The sequence below is a fragment of the Pseudomonas sp. OF001 genome, assembly GCF_904426495.1.
Taxonomy (GTDB): domain Bacteria; phylum Pseudomonadota; class Gammaproteobacteria; order Pseudomonadales; family Pseudomonadaceae; genus Geopseudomonas.
The window spans coordinates 38,323-56,874 of sequence record NZ_CAJGBM010000019.1 but is presented as its reverse complement, the minus strand read 5'-3'; the positions used below and the strand labels follow the sequence as shown (position 1 = coordinate 56,874).

Here is an 18,552-nt window from a genome sequence, read left to right as displayed (position 1 = left end):
TTCCAGTGTAGATGCGGCGGTCGATCGGCGGGCCCCCACGCGCGGGGCTCGCCGTGCGGCTCAGGCGTGCGCGGTCTGGCGCTCGCGTGGCTCCACGGCCGGCGCGCGCCACTCGCGCATATCGGCGCCGCTGGGGTGCTGGAACACGCGCAGGCCGAACTCCGGGAGGATCGCCAGCAGGTGGTCGAACAGGTCGGCCTGGATGGCTTCGTACTCGGCCCAGGCGGTGGTCGCGGTGAAGCAGTAGAGCTGCAGCGGCAGGCCGTCGGCGCCGGGGGCGAGCTGGCGCACCAGCAGGGTCATGTCCTGGCGGATGCGCGGGTTGTGGCGCAGGTAGCTCTCCACGTAGACGCGGAAGGTGCCGAGGTTGGTCAGCCGGCGCTGGTTGAGCGGCGCCAGGCCCTTCTCGCCGAGGCGACGGTTCCATTCGCCCAGCTCGTCCTGCTTGTGCTCCAGATAGTCGTGCAGCAGGGCGAAGCGGCCGAGCCGGGCGATTTCCTCGCTGTCCAGGAAGCGCACGCTGTTCTGGTCCAGGCACAGGTTGCGCATGATCCGCCGGCCGCCCGATTCCTGCATGCCGCGCCAGTTCTTGAACGGGTCGCTGATGAAGCGCTTGGTCGGGATGCAGGTGATGGTCTTGTCCCAGTTCTGCACTTTCACGGTGTGCAGGGCGATGTCGATCACGTCGCCGTCGGCGTTCAGCGCCGGCATCTCCACCCAGTCGCCGACCCGGACGATGTCGCTGGAGCTGATCTGCACGCTGGCCACCAGCGACAGCAGGGTGTCCTGGAAGATCAGCATCAGCACCGCGGCCATGGCGCCGAGGCCGGAGAGCAGGATCAGCGGCGAGCGGTCGATCAGGCTGGCGACGATCAGGATGCTGGCGATGGCGTAGACGACGATCTGCACCACCTGCAGGTAGCCCTTGATCGGCTTGAGATGGGCGTCCGGGCGCTGCTGGTAGAGCGCGTTGGCGACCTTGAGCAGCCCGCCGATGGCCAGCGCCACGGTCAGCACGACGAACGCCTGGCAGACGTTCTCCACCACGGTCACCGCGGCCTGCGGCAGGTGCGGGATCAGCTTGATGCCGCTGGACAGCACCAGCGACGGGACGATGTTGGACAGGCGGCGGACGATGCTCTGCTCGCCGGTGACGATGTGCCGGCCGATGGCGGTGGCGCCGAGGGCGCGGTGGATGCCGCGTACCAGCAGGCGCTTGACGATCCAGTTGGCCAGCCAGGCGACGCTGGCCAGCAGGGCCACGCAGACGGCGGCGAACAGCTGCGGCTGCGCCTGCAGCCAGTCGAGGGTTGGGGTGAGTTCGCTGGGCATGGGCTTCTCCTTGTCGCGAGCGGGGGAGCGCTCGGGCTCCCGGTGAGTGCCTCTCGGGCAGGGGGCTGCGGGTGCGGCGCGGCCCGGATGGCGGGGCGGGCCCGCCGATCGAGAACATCCGCCTCAGGGGCGGAAGGCACCGATGAAGATGCTCGGGTCGACCCGGGCATCGTTGAGGCTGACGTTCCAGTGCAGGTGCGCTCCGGTGGCGCGGCCGGTGGCGCCGACCCTGCCGAGCACGGCGCCGCGCGCCAGTTCGTCGCCGACTCTGACATCGATCCGCGACAGATGGCAGAACATGCTGATCAGGCCCTGGCCGTGGTCGACGAACACGGTGCGGCCGTTGAAGAAGTAGTCGCCGACCAGGATCACCCTGCCGGCCGCCGGCGCCTTCACCGGGGTGCCGGCCGGCACGGCGAAGTCGAGGCCGGAGTGCGGGTTGCGCTCCTCGCCGTTGAAGAAGCGGCGCAGGCCGAACGGGCTGGACAGCGGCCCGGCGACCGGCTTGTCGAACAGCAGGTTGCTCGGCTGGCGCGGGCTGAACTGGCGATAGGCGTCGGTCTGCTCGGCCAGCTCGCGCTCGATGCGCCTGAGGCTGGCGGGGCTCGGGTTGACCTGTTCCTTGTTCTTCAGGGTGATGTGCTGCTGCTTGTAGTCGCGGGCGCCGACGGTGAAGCCCAGGCGGCGGCCGTCGTCCACGTCGATGCGCTGCTGCCCCGGCTGGACGCTCAGCGGCACGCCGACCACGGCGAGCCAGCGCCTGCCGTCCTCGCGCACCACCAGCACCGGCTTGCCCTGGTAGCGGGCACCCGGCCGCGCCGGGCCGTCGCCCAGGTCGACCACCGCCACGCCGCCGGGCACCGGCTTGTCGAGCAGGCGCGACAGGAAACCCTCGGCCAGCGCCGCGGGCGCGGACAGGGCGAGGAGCAGGGCGGACAGCAGGGCGTACGGTCGGAGCATGGCGGCGGGCAACGGGGGAACGGGCGCCCCCCGGAGCGAGGGGCGCGGACGGTCAGTGCTGCTTGCGCGGCACCGGCTTGAGCAGCTCGGCCGGCGGCATCTCGCACTGGATCTTGCGGCCGATCAGCGCCTCGATCGGCGGCAGGGCGAAGGCGTCGTCCTCGCCGGCGAAGCTGATCGAGGTGCCGCTGGTGCCGGCACGGCCGGTGCGGCCGATGCGGTGCACGTAGTCGTCGGGATCTTCCGGCAGGGTGAAGTTGATCACGTGGCTGATGGCGTCGACGTGGATGCCGCGGCCGGCCACGTCGGTGGCCACCAGCACGCGGATCTTGCCCTCGCGGAAGCCTTCCAGCACCTTGATGCGCTTGACCTGCGGCACGTCGCCGGACATCTGCGCGGCGCTGATGCCGTCGCGGGTCAGGCGCTCCTCGATGCGGCGCACCTGGTCCTTGCGGTTGGCGAACACCATCACCCGGGTCCAGTCGTTCTGCGCGATCAGGTTGAACAGCAGCTTGTACTTGTCGGCCTCGGCCACCGCGTAGACGTGCTGCTCGACGGTGTCGCTGGCGACGTTCTCCGGCTCGATCTCGACGATGGCCGGGTTGACCGTCCACTGCTTGGCCAGGTTCATCACGTCGTCGGTGAAGGTGGCGGAGAACAGCAGGGTCTGGCGCTCGCCCTTCATCGGGGTCTGGCGGATGATCTGCCGCACCTGCGGGATGAAGCCCATGTCGAGCATGCGATCGGCCTCGTCCAGCACCATCACCTCGACCATGTCCAGGTGCACCTCGCCGCGCTGGTTGAAGTCCAGCAGGCGGCCGGGGGTGGCGACCAGGATGTCGCAGTAGCGCGCTTCCAGCTGCTTGAGCTGCTTGTCGAAGTCCATGCCGCCGACGAAGCTCATCACGTTGAGGCCGGTGTACTTGGTCAGGTCGCGGGCGTCGTTGGCGATCTGCACCACCAGCTCGCGGGTCGGCGCGATGATCAGCGCGCGCGGCTCGCCCATGTAGCGTTCCTTCGGCGGCGGCGTGATCAGCAGCTGGGTGATGGTGGAGATCAGGAAGGCGGCGGTCTTGCCGGTGCCGGTCTGCGCCCGGCCGATGGCGTCGCGGCCGCGCAGGGTATGGCCGAGCACCTGGGCCTGGATCGGCGTGCAGTAGGGGAAGCCGAGGTCGTGGATGGCGTGCATCAGGCGCGCATCCAGCTTGAAGTCGTGGAAGCGGGTCTTGCCTTCGGCCGGCTCGACCACGAAGTCTTCCAGCTTCCAGTTGTCCACCGCCGGCTTGCGCGGGGTGCGCTCGCGGCGCGGGCGATCGGCCTTCGGCTTGCTGTCGCGCGGCTGGCCTTCGCCGTTCTTCTCGGCGCGCGGCTTGTCGCCACGCGGCTTGCGGGCGCGCTCGCCGTCCTGCTGGGCCGGCTGCTGCTCGGCGCGGGGGGTGGTGTTCTCGGTGTGCTGGGCGGCGTCGGCCAGGCTTTCGCCCTGGCCGCTGGCCGGGCTGGTGTTCTGGGGCAACTGGGCCTCCGGGTCTTTGCTGAAGATTTGCGTGAGTGCCTTGAGCACGGTGATCTCGATCTGCATGAGATAGATACAGACTGCAGTGTAAAGCAAGATCGGGGCCTGGCGAAGCCGCGTGGCGGCGGCGCCAGGCCCGCCGGACTCAGCCGGCCAGGCGCTCGCGCAGCCACAGGGCGATGTCGCGCAGCTCCTCGTTGACCACCTCGTGGCCCATCGGGTAGTCGTGCCAGGCCACGGTCACGCCGCGCGCGGCCAGCCAGTCGTGGGCGCGGCGGCCGAGCTCGGCGGCCACCACCTGGTCGTCGCGGCCGTGCAGGCACAGCACCGGGTGGGCCTGCTGGATGGCGCCGAGCTGCTGGGCGTCCTCGAAGGTCGGCGCATAGGTGGACAGCGCCAGCACCCCGCCCAGCTCGCCGGCCCAGCGGCGGAAGGCGGTGTGCAGCACCACCGCGCCGCCCTGGGAGAAGCCGGCGAGGAAGATGCGCGCGGCGGGAATGCCGGCGGCGCGCTGCGCCTCGATCAGCGCCAGCACCGTGCTGGCGGACTCCTCCAGCTGCTCGCGGTCGATGGCGCGTTCCGGGCCGGTGGCGAGGATGTCGTACCAGGACGGCATGCTCCAGCCGCCGTTGATGGTCACCGGGCGGCTCGGCGCCTGCGGCAGCACGAAGCGCACGCCGGGCAGCACGCTCTGCAGCGCCTCGGCCACCGGCTGGAAGTCGAAGCGGTCGGCGCCGAGGCCGTGCAGCCAGATCACGCAGGCGCGGGCCGGCTCGGCGGGTTCGAGGGTCAGGGGCGGGGTATCGTGCATGGGCATTCCGTCGAAGGGCGATGGGGCCGCGCAGTGCGGCGGGGCAGGAGGGATTATCGCCGCGCCCTGCGCCCCGGCGAAAGGCGCCGGCGGCCGCCCCTATAATCGCGGCTTTTCCTGCCGGGAGTGGCGCGATGACGGTCGCCGACAAGCCGTGGTTCGTCTATCTGGTGCGCGCCGAGAACGGCGCGCTGTACTGCGGGGTCAGCGACGATCCGCAGCGGCGCTTCGCCGCGCACCGCAGCGGCAAGGGCGCGCGCTTCTTCCACAGCAGCCCGGCGCAGGCGCTGGTCTACGTCGAGGCCTGCGTCGGCAAGGGTGCGGCGCTGTCGCGCGAGCGGGCGATCAAGCGCCTGGCCAAGCCGGCCAAGGAGCGGCTGGTGAGCGAGTGGGTGGCAGCAGAGCCTGATCCTTGTCGGGTGGGTTAGCCGCAACGCGGCGTAACCCACCAACCGGCCGCCAGGCCGGCCCATTGCGATGCCTGGCGGCATCGATGGTGGGTTACGCCGCTGCGCGGCTGACCCACCCTACGCCCTGCGGATGCGTGTTCAGGCCCGCTCCAGCTCGTCGAGGCCGAACGGCAGCGGCGGGCTCGGCCAGCGCTGGTCGAGGCGCTCGAACTCGCGGGCGACCAGGCTGGCCAGCAGCAGGTCGCGCAGCCACTTGTGGTTGGCCGGCAGCAGCCGCCAGGGCGCCGGCGGGCGCTGGCTGGCAGCGAGGATGGCGGCCCAGTGCGCCTCGCGCCGATCGAACTGGCGGTGCGCCTCGAGGTCCTCGGCGCCGACCTTCCAGTGCTTGCGCGGGTCGAGCAGGCGCTTGCGCAGGCGCGCCTTCTGCTCGACGCGGGAGATCTGCAGATAGACCTTGAGCAGGCGGATGCCGCGCCCGGCCAGTTCGTCCTCGAAGGCGGCCAGCTGCGCCAGCCGGCCGGGAATGTCCGCGGCGGCGATGAAGCCGTCGAACAGGTCGCAGGCCACGCCCTCGTAGGGGCTGCGGTTGAACAGCACGACCTCGCCCGGCGCCGGCAGGCAGCGCCGGTAGCGTTCGAGGAAGCCCTCGGCGCGCTCGGCCGCCGTCGGCTGGCGGAAGCCGTGCACGGCGAGCCCCTGCGGGCCGAGGCCGGCGAACACCTGGCGGATGGCGCCGTCCTTGCCCGCGCAGTCCGGGCCCTGCAGCCAGACCAGCAGCGCCTCCTGGCGGCGCGCGCGCAGCAGCGTCTGCTGCTCGGCCAGCCACGGCCTGAGCGTCTCCAGTCGTACCCGCGCGCCGTCGCGGTCGAGGCCGCACAGCCGCTCGGCGTCGACGGGCGCCGCCGCGTGCGGGTCGCCCAGGCAGGCGTCGAGCAGGCTGTCGGGCAGGCGCGGCATGGCGTTCAGTCCTTGCGCCGCTTGAGCTGGTCCTTCAGCTTGCTCGGCAGCTGGCGGATGATCAGGGTGTCGCTGCTCTCGTCGTACTCGATCTGCGAACCCAGCAGGTGCGCCTCGAAGCTGATCGACAGGCCCTCGGCGCGCCCGGTGAAGCGGCGGAACTGGTTGAGGGTGCGCTTGTCCGCCGGGATCTCCGGGGCCAGGCCGTAGTCCTGGTTGCGGATGTGCTCGAAGAAGGCGCGCGGGTGCTCCTCGTCGATCAGCTCGGACAGCTCCTCGAGGGCGATCGGCTCGCCGCGCCGGGCCTGGCTGCTGGCGTAGTCGACCAGCGCCTCGGTCTTCTCGCGGGCCTGCTCCTCGGCCAGGTCCTCGCTCTCGACGTAGTCGCTGAACGCCTTGAGCAGGGTGCGCGTCTCGCTCGGCGCGTCGACGCCCTCCTGGCAGCCGATGAACTCGCGGAAGTACTCGGAGACCTTCTTGCCGCCCTTGCCCTTGATGAAGGAGATGTATTGCCGGGAGGTCTTGTTGTTGCGCCACTCGGAGAGGTTGATGCGCGCGGCCAGGTGCAGCTGGCCGAGGTCGAGGTGCCGGGACGGGGTGACGTCGAGGCTGTCGGTGACCGCCACGCCCTCGCTGTGGTGCAGCAGGGCGATGGCCAGGTAGTCGGTCATGCCCTGCTGGTAGTGGGCGAGCAGCACGTGGCCGCCGGTGGACAGGTTGGACTCCTCCATCAGCTGCTTGAGATGCTCGACCGCCTGGCGGCTGAAGGCGACGAAGTCGCGGCCGCCGTCGAGGTACTCGGCCAGCCAGCCGCTGAACGGGTAGGCGCCGGACTCCTCGTGGAACAGCCCCCAGACCTTGTTGGGCTTGGCGTTGTAGCTGTCGTTGAGGTCGGCCAGCAGGTTGTCGATGGCCTGCGATTCGCCCAGCTCGCTGTCGCGGGCGTGCAGCGTGGCGGGGTTGCCGTCGGGCTTCTTGTCGATCAGGTGGACGATGGCGTGACGGATCGGCATGGCGGTCTCGTGGCGGGAAATTCGGATGCGTCAGTGTAACCGATGGCCGGCGCCGGACGGTCCGCCAGGCATATCCGAGTGTTATCCTCGTCTTTTGCCTGCTGGAGACCCCCATGACCTCGCTTTGGCGCCACTGCGGCTGGATGCTGCTGGGCAGTTCGCTGATCCTCGCCCTGTCGCTGGGCGTGCGCCACGGCTTCGGCCTGTTCCTGCCGCCGATGAGCGCCGAGTTCGGCTGGGGCCGCGAGGTGTTCGCCTTCGCCATCGCCCTGCAGAACCTGATCTGGGGCCTGATCCAGCCGTTCACCGGCGCCTTCGCCGACCGTTTCGGGGTCAGGCGCACCGTGCTGATCGGCGGCGTGCTCTACGTCGCCGGCCTGGCGCTGATGGCCTTCAGCGACTCGCCGGCCTCGCTGTCGCTGAGCGCCGGCCTGCTGATCGGCCTCGGGCTGTCCGGCACCTCGTTCTCGGTGCTGCTCGGCGCCGTCGGCCAGGCCGCGCCGGTGGAGAAGCGCAGCATGGCCATGGGCGTCGCCGCCGCGGCCGGCTCGTTCGGCCAGTTCGTCATGCTGCCGGGCAGCCTCGGCCTGATTTCCTGGCTCGGCTGGTCGGGAGCGCTGCTGGCGCTGGCCGCGCTGATCGCCCTGATCCTGCCGCTGGCGAGCCTGCTGCGCGCGCCGGCGCAGCCTGTCGCGCACGGCCCGGTGCAGACCCTCGGCGAGGCCTTGCGCGAGGCGGCCGGGCATTCCGGCTTCTGGCTGCTGGCGCTGGGCTTCTTCGTCTGCGGCTTCCAGGTGGTGTTCATCGGCGTGCACCTGCCGGCCTACCTGGTCGACCAGCACCTGCCGGCGCAGGTCGGCACCACGGTGCTGGCGCTGGTCGGCCTGTTCAACGTGTTCGGCACCTACACCGCCGGCTGGCTGGGCAGCTGCTACGCGAAACCGAAGCTGCTCGCCGCGCTGTACCTGATCCGCGGGGTGGTGATCGTCGCCTTCCTGTGGGCGCCGCTGTCGGAGTGGACGGCCTATGCCTTCGGCATGGCTATGGGCTTCCTGTGGCTGTCGACGGTGCCGCTGACCAACGGCACGGTGGCGACCCTGTTCGGTGTGCGCAACCTGTCGATGCTCGGCGGCATCGTCTTCCTGTTCCACCAGCTCGGCTCCTTCCTCGGCGGCTGGCTGGGCGGCTACCTGTTCGACCGCACCGGCAGCTACCAGCTGGTCTGGCAGATCTGCATCGGTCTCAGCGTGATGGCCGCGCTGCTCAACTGGCCGGTGCGCGAGCAGCCGGTGGCGCGGCTGCAGGCGGAGACCGCCTGATGCGCCGCGCGCTGCCCTGGCTGGCCGGCGGCCTGCTGCTGGCGGCGCTGCTCGCCCTGGCCTGGTGGGGCTGGCAGCAGGGCGGGCTGGCCCTGCTGATGCAGGGGCTGGGCGCGTGCTGAGGGCGCGGGGTCAGGCGTTGCGCCGCAGCGCCGCGTGCTGCGGGTTGAAGGTCAGCACGGCGAGCAGGCTGCACAGCGCGGTGACGCCCAGGCAGACCAGCAGGGCGCTGACGCTCAGGCGTTCGTAGAGCGCGAAGCGCACCAGTTTCACGGCGTGGCTGAACGGGTTGAGCGCGCACAGCCAGTACAGCCATTCGCTGGCCTCGCGCATCTTCCACAGCGGGTAGAGCGCCGAGGACAGGAAGAACAGCGGGAAGATCACGAAGTTCATCACCCCGGCGAAGTTCTCCAGCTGGCGGATGCCGTTGGACAGCAGCAGGCCCAGCGCGGCGAGCATCAGCGCGGCGAGCAGCAGCGCCGGCAGGGCATACAGCAGGCCCCAGGCCGGCGGTTGCACGCCGTACAGCCAGGCGATGGCGAGGAAGGCGTACACCTGCAACAGCGACAGCAGGCTGGTGGCCAAGAGCTTGGCGGCGAGCAGGAACGGCCGCGGCAGCGGGCTCATCAGCAGCACGCGCATGCTGCCCATCTCGCGGTCGTAGACCATCGACAGCGAGCCCTGCATGCCGTTGAACAGCAGGATCATGCAGGCCAGCCCCGGCACTATGTAGGTCTCGTAGGTGATGTAGGTGTCGTAGGGCTCGATGATGGCGATGCCCAGCGCCGCGCGGAAGCCGGCGGCGAACACCAGCAGCCACAGCAGCGGGCGCACCAGCGCGCTGAGAAAGCGCGAGCGCTGCTGGACGAAGCGCAGCCATTCGCGCAGCACGATGCCGCGCAGGCATTCCAGGTAGGCGGTCATGGGCGGGTCTCGGTAGGGTGCGCCGTGCGCACCGATGGTTTACGGCTTGGCCGCTGGTGCGCATGGCGCACCCTACGCAGGGCGTACGTGCCGGTAGTCATGCCGCCACCTCGGTGAGACGGGCGAAGGAGGCGGGCAGATCCTCGCCTTCCGCGGCCAGGCTGGCGGCGGTGCCGCGGGCCACCAGGCGGCCGCGATGCAGGATCAGCAGCGGGTCGTCGGCCTGCACCTCGTCGAACAGGTGGGTGGTCCACAGCACGGTCAGGCCGTCCTCGGCGCAGAGCGTGCGCACGTGCTGGTTGAGCGCCTGGCGGCTGGCCGGGTCGAGGCCGGCGCTGGCCTCGTCGAGCAGCAGCAGCTGCGGCCGGTGCAGCAGCGCGCGGGCGATCTCCACGCGGCGGCGGTGGCCGCCGTTGAGCGCGCGCACCGGCTCGCGGCGGCGCTCGGCGAGCTGCTGGCGGTTCAGCTCCAGCTCAATGCGCTCGGCCGCCACGCCGCGCGGCAGGCCGTGCAGGGCGGCGTGGTAGCGCAGGTTCTGCTCCACCGAGAGGTCGAGGTCGAGGGTGCTCTGCTGGAACACCACGCCGATCTGCGCCAGCGCGCGGCGCGGCTGCTGGCGGATCGAGCAGTCGCCGATGCGGATGTCGCCCTCCTGCAGGTCGTAGAGGCGGGTGAGCAGGGCGATCAGGGTCGACTTGCCGGCGCCGTTGGGGCCGAGCAGGGCGTTGAAGCGCCCGGGCGCCAGGGCGAAATCCAGCCCGGCCAGCGCCTGGCGCGCGCCGTAGGCGAAGCCGACCCCGGACACCTCGAGGCCGATCATGGCGTCACCACCACGCCCCACGGGTAGCGGCCGACCTTGATCGACTTGGTGACCTTGAGGCTGTCCAGGTCGATCACCGAGACATCACCGCTGACCCCGTTGGTGGTCAAGAGCTGCTTCTCGCCGGGGGTGAAGGCCATGTGCCAGACGCGGCGGCCGACCAGCAGGTAGTCGAGCACCTCGTAGGTCCTGGCGTCGACCACCGCCACGTGGTTGGCCGGGCCGAGGGCGACGAAGGCGTACCTGCCGTCGGCGGTCAGCTTGACGCCCACCGGCTGCACCTTGTCCGGGTGCACGCCCTTGATGGCGAAGTTCAGGGTCTTCACCGGCTGGCGGCTGGCGACGTCGATCACCGTGACGGTGCCGCCGATCTCCGCCGAGGCCCATAGCAGCTTGCCGTCCTGGCTGAACTCGACGTGGCGCGGGCGCTGGTCGACCTGGGTGTTGTCGACCAGCTCGTGGGTGGTGGTGTCGATCCAGTGCAGCATGCTGGTGGTTTCGCTGGTGTTCACCGCCCACTTGCCGTCCGGGCTGACCGCCATGCCTTCCGGCTCGACGCCGACGTCGATCTGCGCCTTGACCTGCTCGCTGTCGACGTCGACCACGGTGACCAGCGCGTCGTCCTCGTTGGAGATGTACAGCCACTGGTTGTTGGGGTGCAGGGCGAACTGCTCGGGGTCGGCACCGGAGGGCAGTTCCTTGACGATCTTGCGGCTGGCCAGGTCCATCACCTGCACGCGGTCGGAGTCGCTGGCGCAGATGTACAGCAGCTTGTTGTCGCTGGACAGGGTCAGGCCGCGCGGGCGCATGCCGACCTCGAGGGTCGCCACCGTCTCCAGCTTGTCGAGATCGATCACGCTGATGCTGTTGTCCTTCTCGTTGGAGACGTAGGCGGTGGCGGCGAAGGTCGTGTTCGCGCCGATCAGCAGGGGGGCGGCGATCAGCGTGGCGAGCAGGGTCTTGTGCATGGTGGGCCTCTTGTTGTGGTTGTCGGGCGGCTCTCTGGTGCGCACGGCGCACCCTACGACTGCGGACTTGCAGGGTGCGCCATGCGCACCAGGCGGGCGGCCGCAGTCATCCGCCGTGGGCGGCCAGGTTGCAGCGGCTTTCCGGGCGGTCGTAGCCCAGGCTGTCGAGGTCGGTGACCGGGTGCAGGAAGCCGTCCTGCGGCGAGGTGGTGACCAGCGCGCGCGGCTGCACCACCGGGATCGGCTGGCGCAGCTGGCCGTTCCAGTCGCGGAAGCTCAGCTTGCGGCCCTTGAAGCCGTCCAGCGGCAGCTCGGCGGACAGCGCCAGCTGGCGGATCGCCGCGGGATCGCTGCTCTTCAGCTTGTTCGCCGCGGTGGCGATGCTGCGCACGGCGATCCAGGCGGCGAAGTCGCGGTCGTTCATCCAGCGTTTCGCGTGTTCCTCGAAGCGCTTCTGCAGCTGGGCGGCGCCGTAGGTTTCCACGGTCTTGTGCCAGCCGGTCGGGGTCAGGCCCTGGGTGCCGGCCACCGGGCGCGGGTACCAGGTGTGGTAGGGCACGTACTCGCCGAAGTCGCCGCGTTCGTCGGCGACCAGCACCACGTCGTACTCGGCGGTCTGGGTGAACAGCGGCATCTCGGCCTGGGCGCTGCGGCGCTGGTCGTTGTCGAAGGTCCACGGCTTCTCGGCGACGATCTTCACGCCGAAGCGCCTGGCGGCGCGGCGCAGGGCGTCGGCGTAGGCCTGGTCGTCGGCGGTCGGGCCGGGGATCAGCAGGGCGCGCTGCCACTTGCGCGCGGCGAGGAACTGGCCGAGGGCGTCGGCGAGCATGGCGCGGCTGGGCAGGGTGTGCAGCACGTTGGTGGCGCAGGCGTCGGTGCGCAGGCCGTCGTCGGCGCTGCCGGCGTTGAGCAGCAGGCTGTCCGGCATGGCTGCGGCCAGCTGGCGCAGGCTGTCGGCCGGGGCGTTGACCACGAACAGGCGCAGGCCGGACTCGTGCAGGGCGCGCGCCTGCTCCAGCAGCGCTGCGGGGCTGGCGGCCTCGACGCTGTCCAGGCGATAGCTGTGCTTGAGGAAGCGCCCGGTGCTGTTGCTGTCCTCGATGGCCAGCTCGGCGCCGCGCAGGCCGGCGTCGGTCGGCTCGGGGATGACGTTGGACAGCACCGGGCCGCGCTCCGGGGTGTAGCCGAGGTAGCCGATGCGCACTTCCAGCGCGGCGCTGGCCGGGCCGGCCGCGAGCAGGCCGAGGGTGGTGATCAGGCAGGGCAGCAGGGTACGCATGGCAGCCTCCGATGGGGTTGCTGCCAGCTTAGGAAGGGAGTGGGGGTAGGCAAATATGCAGAAAGTACCGCCGGACCGGTACCAAGGTACTGATTCGGCGGCGGGATGCTGCTCTTAGCATGGACTCCGACAACAACAAGTACAGGAGCCTTGCCCATGTCCCCGCTCAGAACCCTGGCCCTGCCTGCCGTGCTGATCCTCTCCATGCTCGGCTTCGATGGCGCCCACGCCGCCGGCGACCTGACCCGCCGCACCGAAGCCTTGCCCGACCTGGTGATGGGCTCGGAAGCCAGCGACTACAGCCTGTCGCAGACCGAGTACCGCCTGGAAACCGGCAAGGCCTACCAACTGAAGATCATCGCCAGCGGGCGCAAGGAGTACGCCTTCCAGGCGCCGGAGTTCGCCGGCGCCATCTACCTGCGCAAGGTCGAGGCCGGCGGCGTCGAGGTCAAGGCGACCACCCTCAACGAGCTGGAGTTCGAGGACGCCGGCGAGGCGGAGATCTTCTTCGTGCCGATCAAGCCGGGCAAGTACCGCTTCTACGCCAAGGGTCTGGAAGGCAAGGGCATGCTCGGCGTGTTCGTGGTGCGCTGAGAGCCAGTCCACGATCAGCTGCGCGTCGGCCATGCTGCGTTGAAATCGGGTTCGGACTGCTCATTTACAACTCGTAAACTCCGCGTCCTCACCCGATTTCGCCTTGCCTGGCCTTAGCTCGCAAGATCGTGAACAGGCTCTTCGAGCTCAGAGAGTCCGATCATGACCGCGCCGCTTTCCGCCCTCGGCCGCGCCAGCCTGCTGGTCAGCGGCCTGTTCCTCGCCGTGCTGCTGGTCTGCCTGGCGCTGCTGCTGCGCCAGGCCGAGCTGGACATCCGCCGCGAGCTGCAGGCCGCCGACAGCGTGGCGCGCTTCCTCGCCCTGCGCGCGGCGGACGATCCGGCGCTGCTCGACGCCAGCCTGACCGCCAACCTGCGCCACCTCGAACTGGACTGGGGCGACGGCGCCAGCAGCGACACGGCGGACAACCCCCTTGCCTTGTGGGCTGCCGGGCGCTTCGCCGACCTGCCGGTGTACCGGGTGGCGCTGGCCGACGGCCGCAGCCTGAGCATCCGCGTCAGTCCCGTCGACGAGCTGGACGAGGTGTGGGAGTCGCTGCTGCAGCTGCTGGCGCTGTTTCTGGTCGCCTGGCTGCTGTGCCTGGGCGCCAGCGCCTGGCTGGTGCGCCGCGGGCTGACGCTGCTCACCGACATCCTGCGCGCCCTGCAGGCGATCGCCGGCGGTGCGCTGGACACCCGCCTGCCGGCCTACGCCCAGCCCGAGGCGCGCCGGCTGGCCGGGCAGGTCAACGCCATGGCCCAGGCCCTGCAGCAGGCCGGCGCCGACAACCAGGCGCTGACCGCGGCGCTGCTGGAGACCCAGGAGCGCGAACGCACCCGCCTGGCCCAGGCGCTGCACGACGACCTCGGCCAGATCCTCGCCGGCATGCGCGCCCAGCTCTACCTGCTCGACGCCTGCCGCGAGTCGCCGCAGCAGGTCGCGGCGATCAGCCGGCGCCTGCAGGACAACGGCGAGCAGATGCAGCAGAGCTTCCGCAGCCTGGTGCGCGACCTCTATCCGGTGGTGCTGGAGCGCCTCGGTCTCGGCGAGGCGGTGCGCCAGCACGTCGAGCAGTGGCAGGCGCAGCAGGGCATCGCCTGCGAACTGGAGCTGGACGCGGCGCTGCCGCGGCTGCGCGACGAGGCGCGCGCGCACGTCTATCGCCTGCTGCAGGAGGCGCTGACCAACGTCGCCCGGCATGCCGGCGCGCGCGGGGTGCGAGTCGGCCTGACCTGCCGCGGCGCGCTGCTGCGCCTGGAGGTGTGCGACGACGGCCGCGGCCTGCCGGCCGAACTGCGCGAGGGCGTCGGTCTGCGCTCGATGCGCGAGAGGGCGCGCTGCCTCGGCGGCGCCCTGCAACTGCACGGCGCCGCGCCCCGCGGCCTGCGCCTGTGCGTGGATATTCCGTGGCGGGAGTGGACGACATGCACATCCTGATAGTCGACGACCATGCGGTGGTGCGCCAGGGCTACGCCAGCCTGCTGGCGACCCTGCTCGAGGACGTTTCCGTGAGCGAGGCGGCCAGCGGCGAGGAGGCCCTGCAGCGGGTGGCCCAGGGCTGTCCGGACCTCTTGATCCTCGATGTAGGCCTGCCCGGCATCAGCGGCCTGGAGACCGCGCGGCGCCTGCTGGCGCGCCACGCCGGGCTGCGCGTGCTGTTCTTCAGCATGCACGACGAGCTGCCGGTGGTGCGCAAGGCGCTGGAGGCCGGCGCCAGCGGCTACCTGACCAAGAGCGCGCCGCCGCAGGTGCTGCTGGAGGCGGTGCGCAAGGTGCTGGCCGGGCACACCTACCTCGAGCACGGCCTGGCCACCGCGCTGGCCTGCTCCGGCCAGGAGGACCAGGACCCGCGCCTGCGCGGCATGACCCAGCGCGAGCTGGAGATATTCGTCATGCTCGCCCGCGGCGTCGGCCTGCGGCAGATCGCCGAGAAGCTGTGCATCAGCGCCAAGACCGTATCCAACTACCAGACCCTGCTGAAGAACAAGCTGCAGGTCGCCAGCCAGGGCGAACTGGTGCACCTGGCCATCGACACCGGCCTGCTGCGGGTGGGGCAGGCGGGGGCCTGACTTTCACGCTACCGATGGCTCCCACGCTCCCGCGTGGGAGCCGGACTCCGGGCATCTCTGCACCAGACGCGGAGCGTCTGCGGATGGCGTGCCCACGCAGGAGCGTGGGCACGATCAGAGTTGCCGACCCTACACCTCTCTCAGCGTTCCCAATCCAGCGGACACTCCGTGCAGCCTTCCATGTTGGTGCCCTGGAAGGTGGCGTAGTGGCGGCGCGCGCCGGCGAGGTCGACGGCCTCCAGGTTGGCGTCGTTGATCTTGGCTTCCTGCAGGTTGGCGTCGCGCAGCGTGGCGCCCTTGAAGTCGGCCTTGCTCAGCCAGGCCATCTCCAGGTTGGCGGCCGTCAGGTTGGCGTCGTGCAGGCGCGCCGCGGACAGGCGGGCGAATTCCAGGTTGGCGCCGGTCAGGTCGGCGCCGGTGAAGCGTGCGGCCTGGCCGTGCGCGGCCCAGCCGTTGATCGCCACCAGCCGCGCGCCGGAAAAGTCGGCCAGGCGCAGGTTGGCCTGCTGCAGGCTGGCGCGGGTCAGGTCGGCCTTGTGCAGCCGGGCCTTCTCCAGGTTGGCCAGGTCGAGCCGGGCATGGCGCAGGTCGGCGCCGCTCAGGTCGGCGCCGGACAGGTCGATCCGGCGCAGGTCCAGATGACGCAGGTCGGCGCCGCGCAGGTCGGCGCCGGGGCAGCGGCTTTCCGCCTCCAGGCGGCAGCCGTTGATCACCGTGGCGCCCTCGTCGTCGGCGTGGGCATGGCTGGCGAGGGACAGCAGGGCGAGCGGCAGAAGCAGAAGAGGGCTCATGGCAGCATTCCTGTAGGGTGCGCCGTGCGCACCATGAAGAGGGGAGGTGCGCACGGCGCACCCTACGGGCGGTGAGCGGAAAAAGGACGGGGACGCACCGGGCGCCCCCGCCAGAAGCCGGGCGGCGGAGAGACGCCCGGTTTTTCCTGCCAGGTCCTCAGCGCTTGGCGGTCTTGGCGTCCCAGCTCGGCAGCTTGAACACCCAGAACGAGCCGCCCTGGGCGACCGGCTTGGTCAGTTCGGCCATGTCGCCGCCCCACAGCGGCACCGCGCCGCCGTAGCCGGCGGTCACGCCGATGTACTGCTCGCCGTCCTGCTCCCAGGTGATCGGCGGCGAGATGATCCCGGTGCCGACGTTGAACTGCCACAGCTCCTTGCCGGTCTTGGCGTCGAAGGCCTTCAGGAAGCCGTCGCCGGTGCCGGTGAACACCAGGTTGCCCTTGGTGGCCAGCACGCCGGCCCACAGCGGCAGCTTCTCCTTGTGCTCCCAGGCCACCTTGCCGGTGGTCGGGTTCATCGCGCGCAGGATGCCGACGTGGTCGTCGTACATGCGCTTGATGCGGAAGCCCTGGCCGAGGTAGGCGGAGCCCTTCTTGTAGGCGACCTCCTCGGTCCAGTAATCCTCCTTCCAGTGGTTGGCCGGCACGTAGAACAGCCCGGTGTCCTGGCTGTAGGCCATCGGGTTCCAGTTCTTGCCGCCGAGGAACGGCGGCGACACCTCCACCGCCTTGCCGTGCTTCTCGCCCGGCTCGGGCTTGGCCGGGCGCTGGCCTTCGTTCTCCACCGGGCGGCCGGTCTTGAGGTCGATGTGGCTGGCCCAGGTGATGCCGTCGACGAACGGGAAGGCGTTCTGCAGCTTGCCGTTGGCGCGGTCGACCACGTAGAAGAAGCCGTTGCGGTCGGCGTGGGCGGTGGCCTTGACGGTCTTGCCGTCCTTGTCCTTGTAGTCGAACAGCACCAGCTCGTTGTTGCCGGAGAAGTCCCAGGCGTCGTTGGGGGTGTGCTGGTAGAACCACTTCACCTCGCCGGTGCTCGGGTCGACGCCGACCTGGCCGGAGGTGTACAGGCTGTCGTAGTCCTTGGGATCGCCGCCCTCGCTGGTGCGCGCCCAGCCGTTCCACGGCGCCGGGTTGCCGGCGCCGATGATGATGGTGTTGGTCGCCGGGTCGAAGCTGGCGCTCTGCCAGGGCGCGCCGCCGCCGTGGCTCCAGGCTTCCTTCTTGCCGGTCGGCGACTTGGGATCGTCCGGCCAGGACGGCGCCTTGACGTCGCCGGTCGGGGTGCTCTCCTTGCCGTTCAGGCGGCCCATGTGGCCCTCGACGAACGGGCGCATCCAGACTTCCTCGCCGGTCTCCGGGTCGCGGGCGAACAACTGGCCGACCACGCCGAACTCGTCGCCGGAGCTGCCGTGGATCAGCAGCACCTTGCCGGTCTTCTGGTCCTTCACGATGGTCGGCGCGCCGGTCATGGTGTAGCCGGCACCGTGGTCGCCGAACTTCTTCTTCCACACCACCTTGCCGGTGTCCTTGTTCAGCGCGACCACCGCGGCATCGAGGGTGCCGAAGTAGATCTTGTCGCCGTAGATGGCGGCGCCGCGGTTGACCACGTCGCAGCACGGGCGGATGTCGTCGGGCAGGCGGTGGCTGTAGGTCCACAGGCGCTTGCCGGTCTTGGCGTCGATGGCGAATACCCGCGAGTAGGAGCCGGTGACGTAGATCACCCCGTCGTGGACGATGGCCTGGGATTCCTGGCCGCGCTGCTTCTCGTCGCCGAAGGAGTAGGACCAGGCCGGGGTCAGCTTGAACACGTTGTCGGTGTTGATCTGCGCCAGCGGACTGTAGCGCTGGGCGCTGGTGCCCATGCCGTACTGCAGCACGTCGGCGGTGGTGACGTGGTCGTTGGCGATGTCTTCCCAGCTGACCGTCTTGGCCAGCGCCGGCAGGCCGAGGCCGAGGCCCGCGGCCAGCACCAGACAGTGGATGGTGCGGCTCAGCGGGCGCGGAGCGGAGGGCAGGATCTCTCTTGTTGTCATGGGGGCGGTATCCCTGGTCGGTGGTGGAAGGCTGCGCGGGGCAGCCGCTCACCCCGATAGTGGCCCCGGGACGATGTGCCGGATAGGGAAGACTTCCCGCTGTCTTCGGGAAAAAATCCCTTTTGAAACAATGACTTGTTCTGCTACCAAGGGTCTGCTCCGAAGGGCCCCAGGTACTGCTTCCAAGGTCTCATACCAAGGGAGTAGGGCGCGGGCACCAAAGCAGAATACTGGCTCTGGCCGTCGTCTCCCTAAGATGCGATCAACGCATTCCGCGTCCTGGAATGCACCGCCTTGCACCGCATCGAAACGAGGTATCGCCATGAACAACAAGAAATTCCTGCCGGCCCTTCTGGCTACCCTGGCCCTCGGCGCCGCCACCCAGGTCCTGGCCCATGGCGACGTGACGCCGCAGGCCGTCAACACCGCCGGCCTGGAGCAGCTGGGTAGCGAGTGGCGTGACGAGAACCCCTATCGCGCGCCCTACGAGAACAATGGCCATGCCGTGGAAATCGGCAAGTCCGCCTATACCCAGAACTGCGCGCGCTGCCACGGCCTGGATGCCATCTCCGGCGGCATCGCCCCCGACCTGCGCATGCTGGATGCCGGCATCGAGGGCGACGAGTGGTTCAAGGAGCGGGTGATCAACGGCGCGGTGCGCGACGGTCGCGTGTACATGCCGAAGATGGCCGACTTCCTCAGCCAGGAAGCCCTGTGGGCCATCCGCAGCTACCTGGAAAGCGTCGCCATCACGGAGTAA

19 protein-coding genes are annotated in these 18,552 nt (G+C 70.1%); 7 read left to right on the top strand and 12 right to left on the bottom strand.

Annotated features, from left to right (window positions below; all coding sequences use genetic code 11):
• Positions 1-60: 60 nt before the first annotated feature.
• The 4 genes from RA210_RS12565 to RA210_RS12550 form a co-directional block, all read right to left on the bottom strand.
• The gene (locus RA210_RS12565) at positions 61-1,332 is read right to left on the bottom strand and encodes a mechanosensitive ion channel family protein (protein ID WP_201486677.1); all 1,272 of its coding nucleotides are present in this window, start codon (positions 1,330-1,332) and stop codon (positions 61-63) included.
• Between the two features lie 123 nt (positions 1,333-1,455).
• A complete protein-coding gene (locus tag RA210_RS12560; RefSeq protein ID WP_201486676.1) occupies positions 1,456-2,292 on the bottom strand; it encodes a peptidoglycan DD-metalloendopeptidase family protein in 837 nt (278 codons plus the stop codon).
• A gap of 52 nt (positions 2,293-2,344) precedes the next feature.
• A complete protein-coding gene (gene rhlB / locus RA210_RS12555; RefSeq protein WP_236574733.1) occupies positions 2,345-3,853 on the bottom strand; it encodes an ATP-dependent RNA helicase RhlB in 1,509 nt (502 codons plus the stop codon).
• Between the two features lie 97 nt (positions 3,854-3,950).
• Positions 3,951-4,616, bottom strand: a complete 666-nt coding sequence (locus tag RA210_RS12550; protein WP_201486674.1) for an alpha/beta hydrolase — start codon at positions 4,614-4,616, stop codon at positions 3,951-3,953.
• Positions 4,617-4,750: 134 nt separating this feature from the next.
• Here RA210_RS12550 and RA210_RS12545 point away from each other — a divergent pair, with 134 nt between their 5' ends.
• Positions 4,751-5,044, top strand: a complete 294-nt coding sequence (locus tag RA210_RS12545; protein ID WP_201486673.1) for a GIY-YIG nuclease family protein — start codon at positions 4,751-4,753, stop codon at positions 5,042-5,044.
• 120 nt (positions 5,045-5,164) lie between these two features.
• Here the strand turns inward: RA210_RS12545 and RA210_RS12540 are convergent, their stop codons facing one another.
• Both RA210_RS12540 and yejK read right to left on the bottom strand, forming a co-directional pair.
• Positions 5,165-5,983, bottom strand: coding sequence for a polyphosphate kinase 2 family protein (locus RA210_RS12540; protein WP_201486672.1), 819 nt, complete (start codon positions 5,981-5,983; stop codon positions 5,165-5,167).
• 5 nt (positions 5,984-5,988) lie between these two features.
• Positions 5,989-6,996 carry a nucleoid-associated protein YejK gene (yejK, locus tag RA210_RS12535; RefSeq protein ID WP_201486671.1) on the bottom strand — a complete coding sequence of 336 codons (1,008 nt, stop codon included), beginning with the start codon at positions 6,994-6,996 and terminating at the stop codon, positions 5,989-5,991.
• 113 nt (positions 6,997-7,109) lie between these two features.
• Here yejK and RA210_RS12530 point away from each other — a divergent pair, with 113 nt between their 5' ends.
• Together RA210_RS12530 and RA210_RS22015 are read left to right on the top strand one after the other, a co-directional pair.
• Positions 7,110-8,315: an MFS transporter gene (locus tag RA210_RS12530; protein ID WP_201486670.1), complete on the top strand. Its 1,206-nt coding sequence runs from the start codon at positions 7,110-7,112 to the stop codon at positions 8,313-8,315.
• Positions 8,315-8,437, top strand: coding sequence for a hypothetical protein (locus RA210_RS22015; protein WP_268932788.1), 123 nt, complete (start codon positions 8,315-8,317; stop codon positions 8,435-8,437). The genes RA210_RS12530 and RA210_RS22015 overlap by 1 nt, the downstream gene beginning before the upstream one ends.
• 10 nt (positions 8,438-8,447) lie before the next feature.
• On the opposite strand, the gene RA210_RS12525 is transcribed toward RA210_RS22015, so the two are convergent.
• The 4 genes from RA210_RS12525 to RA210_RS12510 form a co-directional block, all read right to left on the bottom strand.
• On the bottom strand, positions 8,448-9,239 hold the full coding sequence (locus RA210_RS12525; RefSeq protein WP_201486669.1) for an ABC transporter permease: 792 nt from the start codon (positions 9,237-9,239) through the stop codon (positions 8,448-8,450).
• A 97-nt stretch (positions 9,240-9,336) separates the two neighbouring features.
• The gene (locus RA210_RS12520; protein ID WP_201486668.1) at positions 9,337-10,059 is read right to left on the bottom strand and encodes an ABC transporter ATP-binding protein; all 723 of its coding nucleotides are present in this window, start codon (positions 10,057-10,059) and stop codon (positions 9,337-9,339) included.
• Positions 10,056-11,027 (bottom strand): YVTN family beta-propeller repeat protein, encoded by a 972-nt coding sequence (locus RA210_RS12515; RefSeq protein WP_201486667.1) that lies wholly within the window; start codon positions 11,025-11,027, stop codon positions 10,056-10,058. The genes RA210_RS12520 and RA210_RS12515 overlap by 4 nt, the downstream gene beginning before the upstream one ends.
• 106 nt (positions 11,028-11,133) lie before the next feature.
• Entirely contained in the window at positions 11,134-12,306 is a 1,173-nt protein-coding gene (locus RA210_RS12510; RefSeq protein ID WP_201486666.1) for an ABC transporter substrate-binding protein, read from the bottom strand.
• Between the two features lie 156 nt (positions 12,307-12,462).
• Between RA210_RS12510 and RA210_RS12505 the strand changes: the two genes are divergently transcribed.
• The 3 genes from RA210_RS12505 to RA210_RS12495 all read left to right on the top strand — a co-directional run bounded on the left by RA210_RS12505 (position 12,463) and on the right by RA210_RS12495 (position 14,969).
• Complete coding sequence (locus RA210_RS12505; RefSeq protein WP_136489608.1) at positions 12,463-12,900, top strand: copper-binding protein; 438 nt, start codon at positions 12,463-12,465, stop codon at positions 12,898-12,900.
• Between the two features lie 162 nt (positions 12,901-13,062).
• A complete protein-coding gene (locus RA210_RS12500; RefSeq protein ID WP_201486665.1) occupies positions 13,063-14,337 on the top strand; it encodes a sensor histidine kinase in 1,275 nt (424 codons plus the stop codon).
• Positions 14,325-14,969: a response regulator gene (locus tag RA210_RS12495; RefSeq protein ID WP_201486664.1), complete on the top strand. Its 645-nt coding sequence runs from the start codon at positions 14,325-14,327 to the stop codon at positions 14,967-14,969. Before RA210_RS12500 ends, RA210_RS12495 begins: the two co-directional genes overlap by 13 nt.
• A 140-nt stretch (positions 14,970-15,109) precedes the next feature.
• Here RA210_RS12495 and RA210_RS12490 read toward each other — a convergent pair whose 3' ends face one another.
• Together RA210_RS12490 and exaA are read right to left on the bottom strand one after the other, a co-directional pair.
• Entirely contained in the window at positions 15,110-15,760 is a 651-nt protein-coding gene (locus RA210_RS12490) for a pentapeptide repeat-containing protein (RefSeq protein WP_201486663.1), read from the bottom strand.
• Between the two features lie 157 nt (positions 15,761-15,917).
• Positions 15,918-17,792 (bottom strand): quinoprotein ethanol dehydrogenase, encoded by a 1,875-nt coding sequence (exaA, locus tag RA210_RS12485; RefSeq protein WP_136489604.1) that lies wholly within the window; start codon positions 17,790-17,792, stop codon positions 15,918-15,920.
• 322 nt (positions 17,793-18,114) lie between these two features.
• Here exaA and pedF point away from each other — a divergent pair, with 322 nt between their 5' ends.
• The gene (gene pedF, locus RA210_RS12480) at positions 18,115-18,552 is read left to right on the top strand and encodes a cytochrome c-550 PedF (protein WP_201486662.1); all 438 of its coding nucleotides are present in this window, start codon (positions 18,115-18,117) and stop codon (positions 18,550-18,552) included.

Bases quoted from the DNA above. Each gene is read 5' to 3' on its own strand.
- RA210_RS12515 (WP_201486667.1), bottom strand. From the start codon at position 11,027: ATGCACAAGACCCTGCTCGCCACGCTGATCGCCGCCCCCCTGCTGATC.
- RA210_RS12550 (WP_201486674.1), bottom strand. From the start codon at position 4,616: ATGCACGATACCCCGCCCCTGACCCTCGAACCCGCCGAGCCGGCCCGC.
- RA210_RS12540 (WP_201486672.1), bottom strand. From the start codon at position 5,983: ATGCCGCGCCTGCCCGACAGCCTGCTCGACGCCTGCCTGGGCGACCCG.
- exaA (WP_136489604.1), bottom strand. From the start codon at position 17,792: ATGACAACAAGAGAGATCCTGCCCTCCGCTCCGCGCCCGCTGAGCCGC.
- RA210_RS12510 (WP_201486666.1), bottom strand. From the start codon at position 12,306: ATGCGTACCCTGCTGCCCTGCCTGATCACCACCCTCGGCCTGCTCGCG.
- RA210_RS12565 (WP_201486677.1), bottom strand. From the start codon at position 1,332: ATGCCCAGCGAACTCACCCCAACCCTCGACTGGCTGCAGGCGCAGCCG.
- RA210_RS12505 (WP_136489608.1), top strand. From the start codon at position 12,463: ATGTCCCCGCTCAGAACCCTGGCCCTGCCTGCCGTGCTGATCCTCTCC.
- RA210_RS12545 (WP_201486673.1), top strand. From the start codon at position 4,751: ATGACGGTCGCCGACAAGCCGTGGTTCGTCTATCTGGTGCGCGCCGAG.
- RA210_RS12500 (WP_201486665.1), top strand. From the start codon at position 13,063: ATGACCGCGCCGCTTTCCGCCCTCGGCCGCGCCAGCCTGCTGGTCAGC.
- RA210_RS12495 (WP_201486664.1), top strand. From the start codon at position 14,325: ATGCACATCCTGATAGTCGACGACCATGCGGTGGTGCGCCAGGGCTAC.
- RA210_RS12560 (WP_201486676.1), bottom strand. From the start codon at position 2,292: ATGCTCCGACCGTACGCCCTGCTGTCCGCCCTGCTCCTCGCCCTGTCC.
- RA210_RS12520 (WP_201486668.1), bottom strand. From the start codon at position 10,059: ATGATCGGCCTCGAGGTGTCCGGGGTCGGCTTCGCCTACGGCGCGCGC.
- RA210_RS22015 (WP_268932788.1), top strand. From the start codon at position 8,315: ATGCGCCGCGCGCTGCCCTGGCTGGCCGGCGGCCTGCTGCTGGCGGCG.
- RA210_RS12530 (WP_201486670.1), top strand. From the start codon at position 7,110: ATGACCTCGCTTTGGCGCCACTGCGGCTGGATGCTGCTGGGCAGTTCG.
- yejK (WP_201486671.1), bottom strand. From the start codon at position 6,996: ATGCCGATCCGTCACGCCATCGTCCACCTGATCGACAAGAAGCCCGAC.
- RA210_RS12490 (WP_201486663.1), bottom strand. From the start codon at position 15,760: ATGAGCCCTCTTCTGCTTCTGCCGCTCGCCCTGCTGTCCCTCGCCAGC.
- RA210_RS12525 (WP_201486669.1), bottom strand. From the start codon at position 9,239: ATGACCGCCTACCTGGAATGCCTGCGCGGCATCGTGCTGCGCGAATGG.
- pedF (WP_201486662.1), top strand. From the start codon at position 18,115: ATGAACAACAAGAAATTCCTGCCGGCCCTTCTGGCTACCCTGGCCCTC.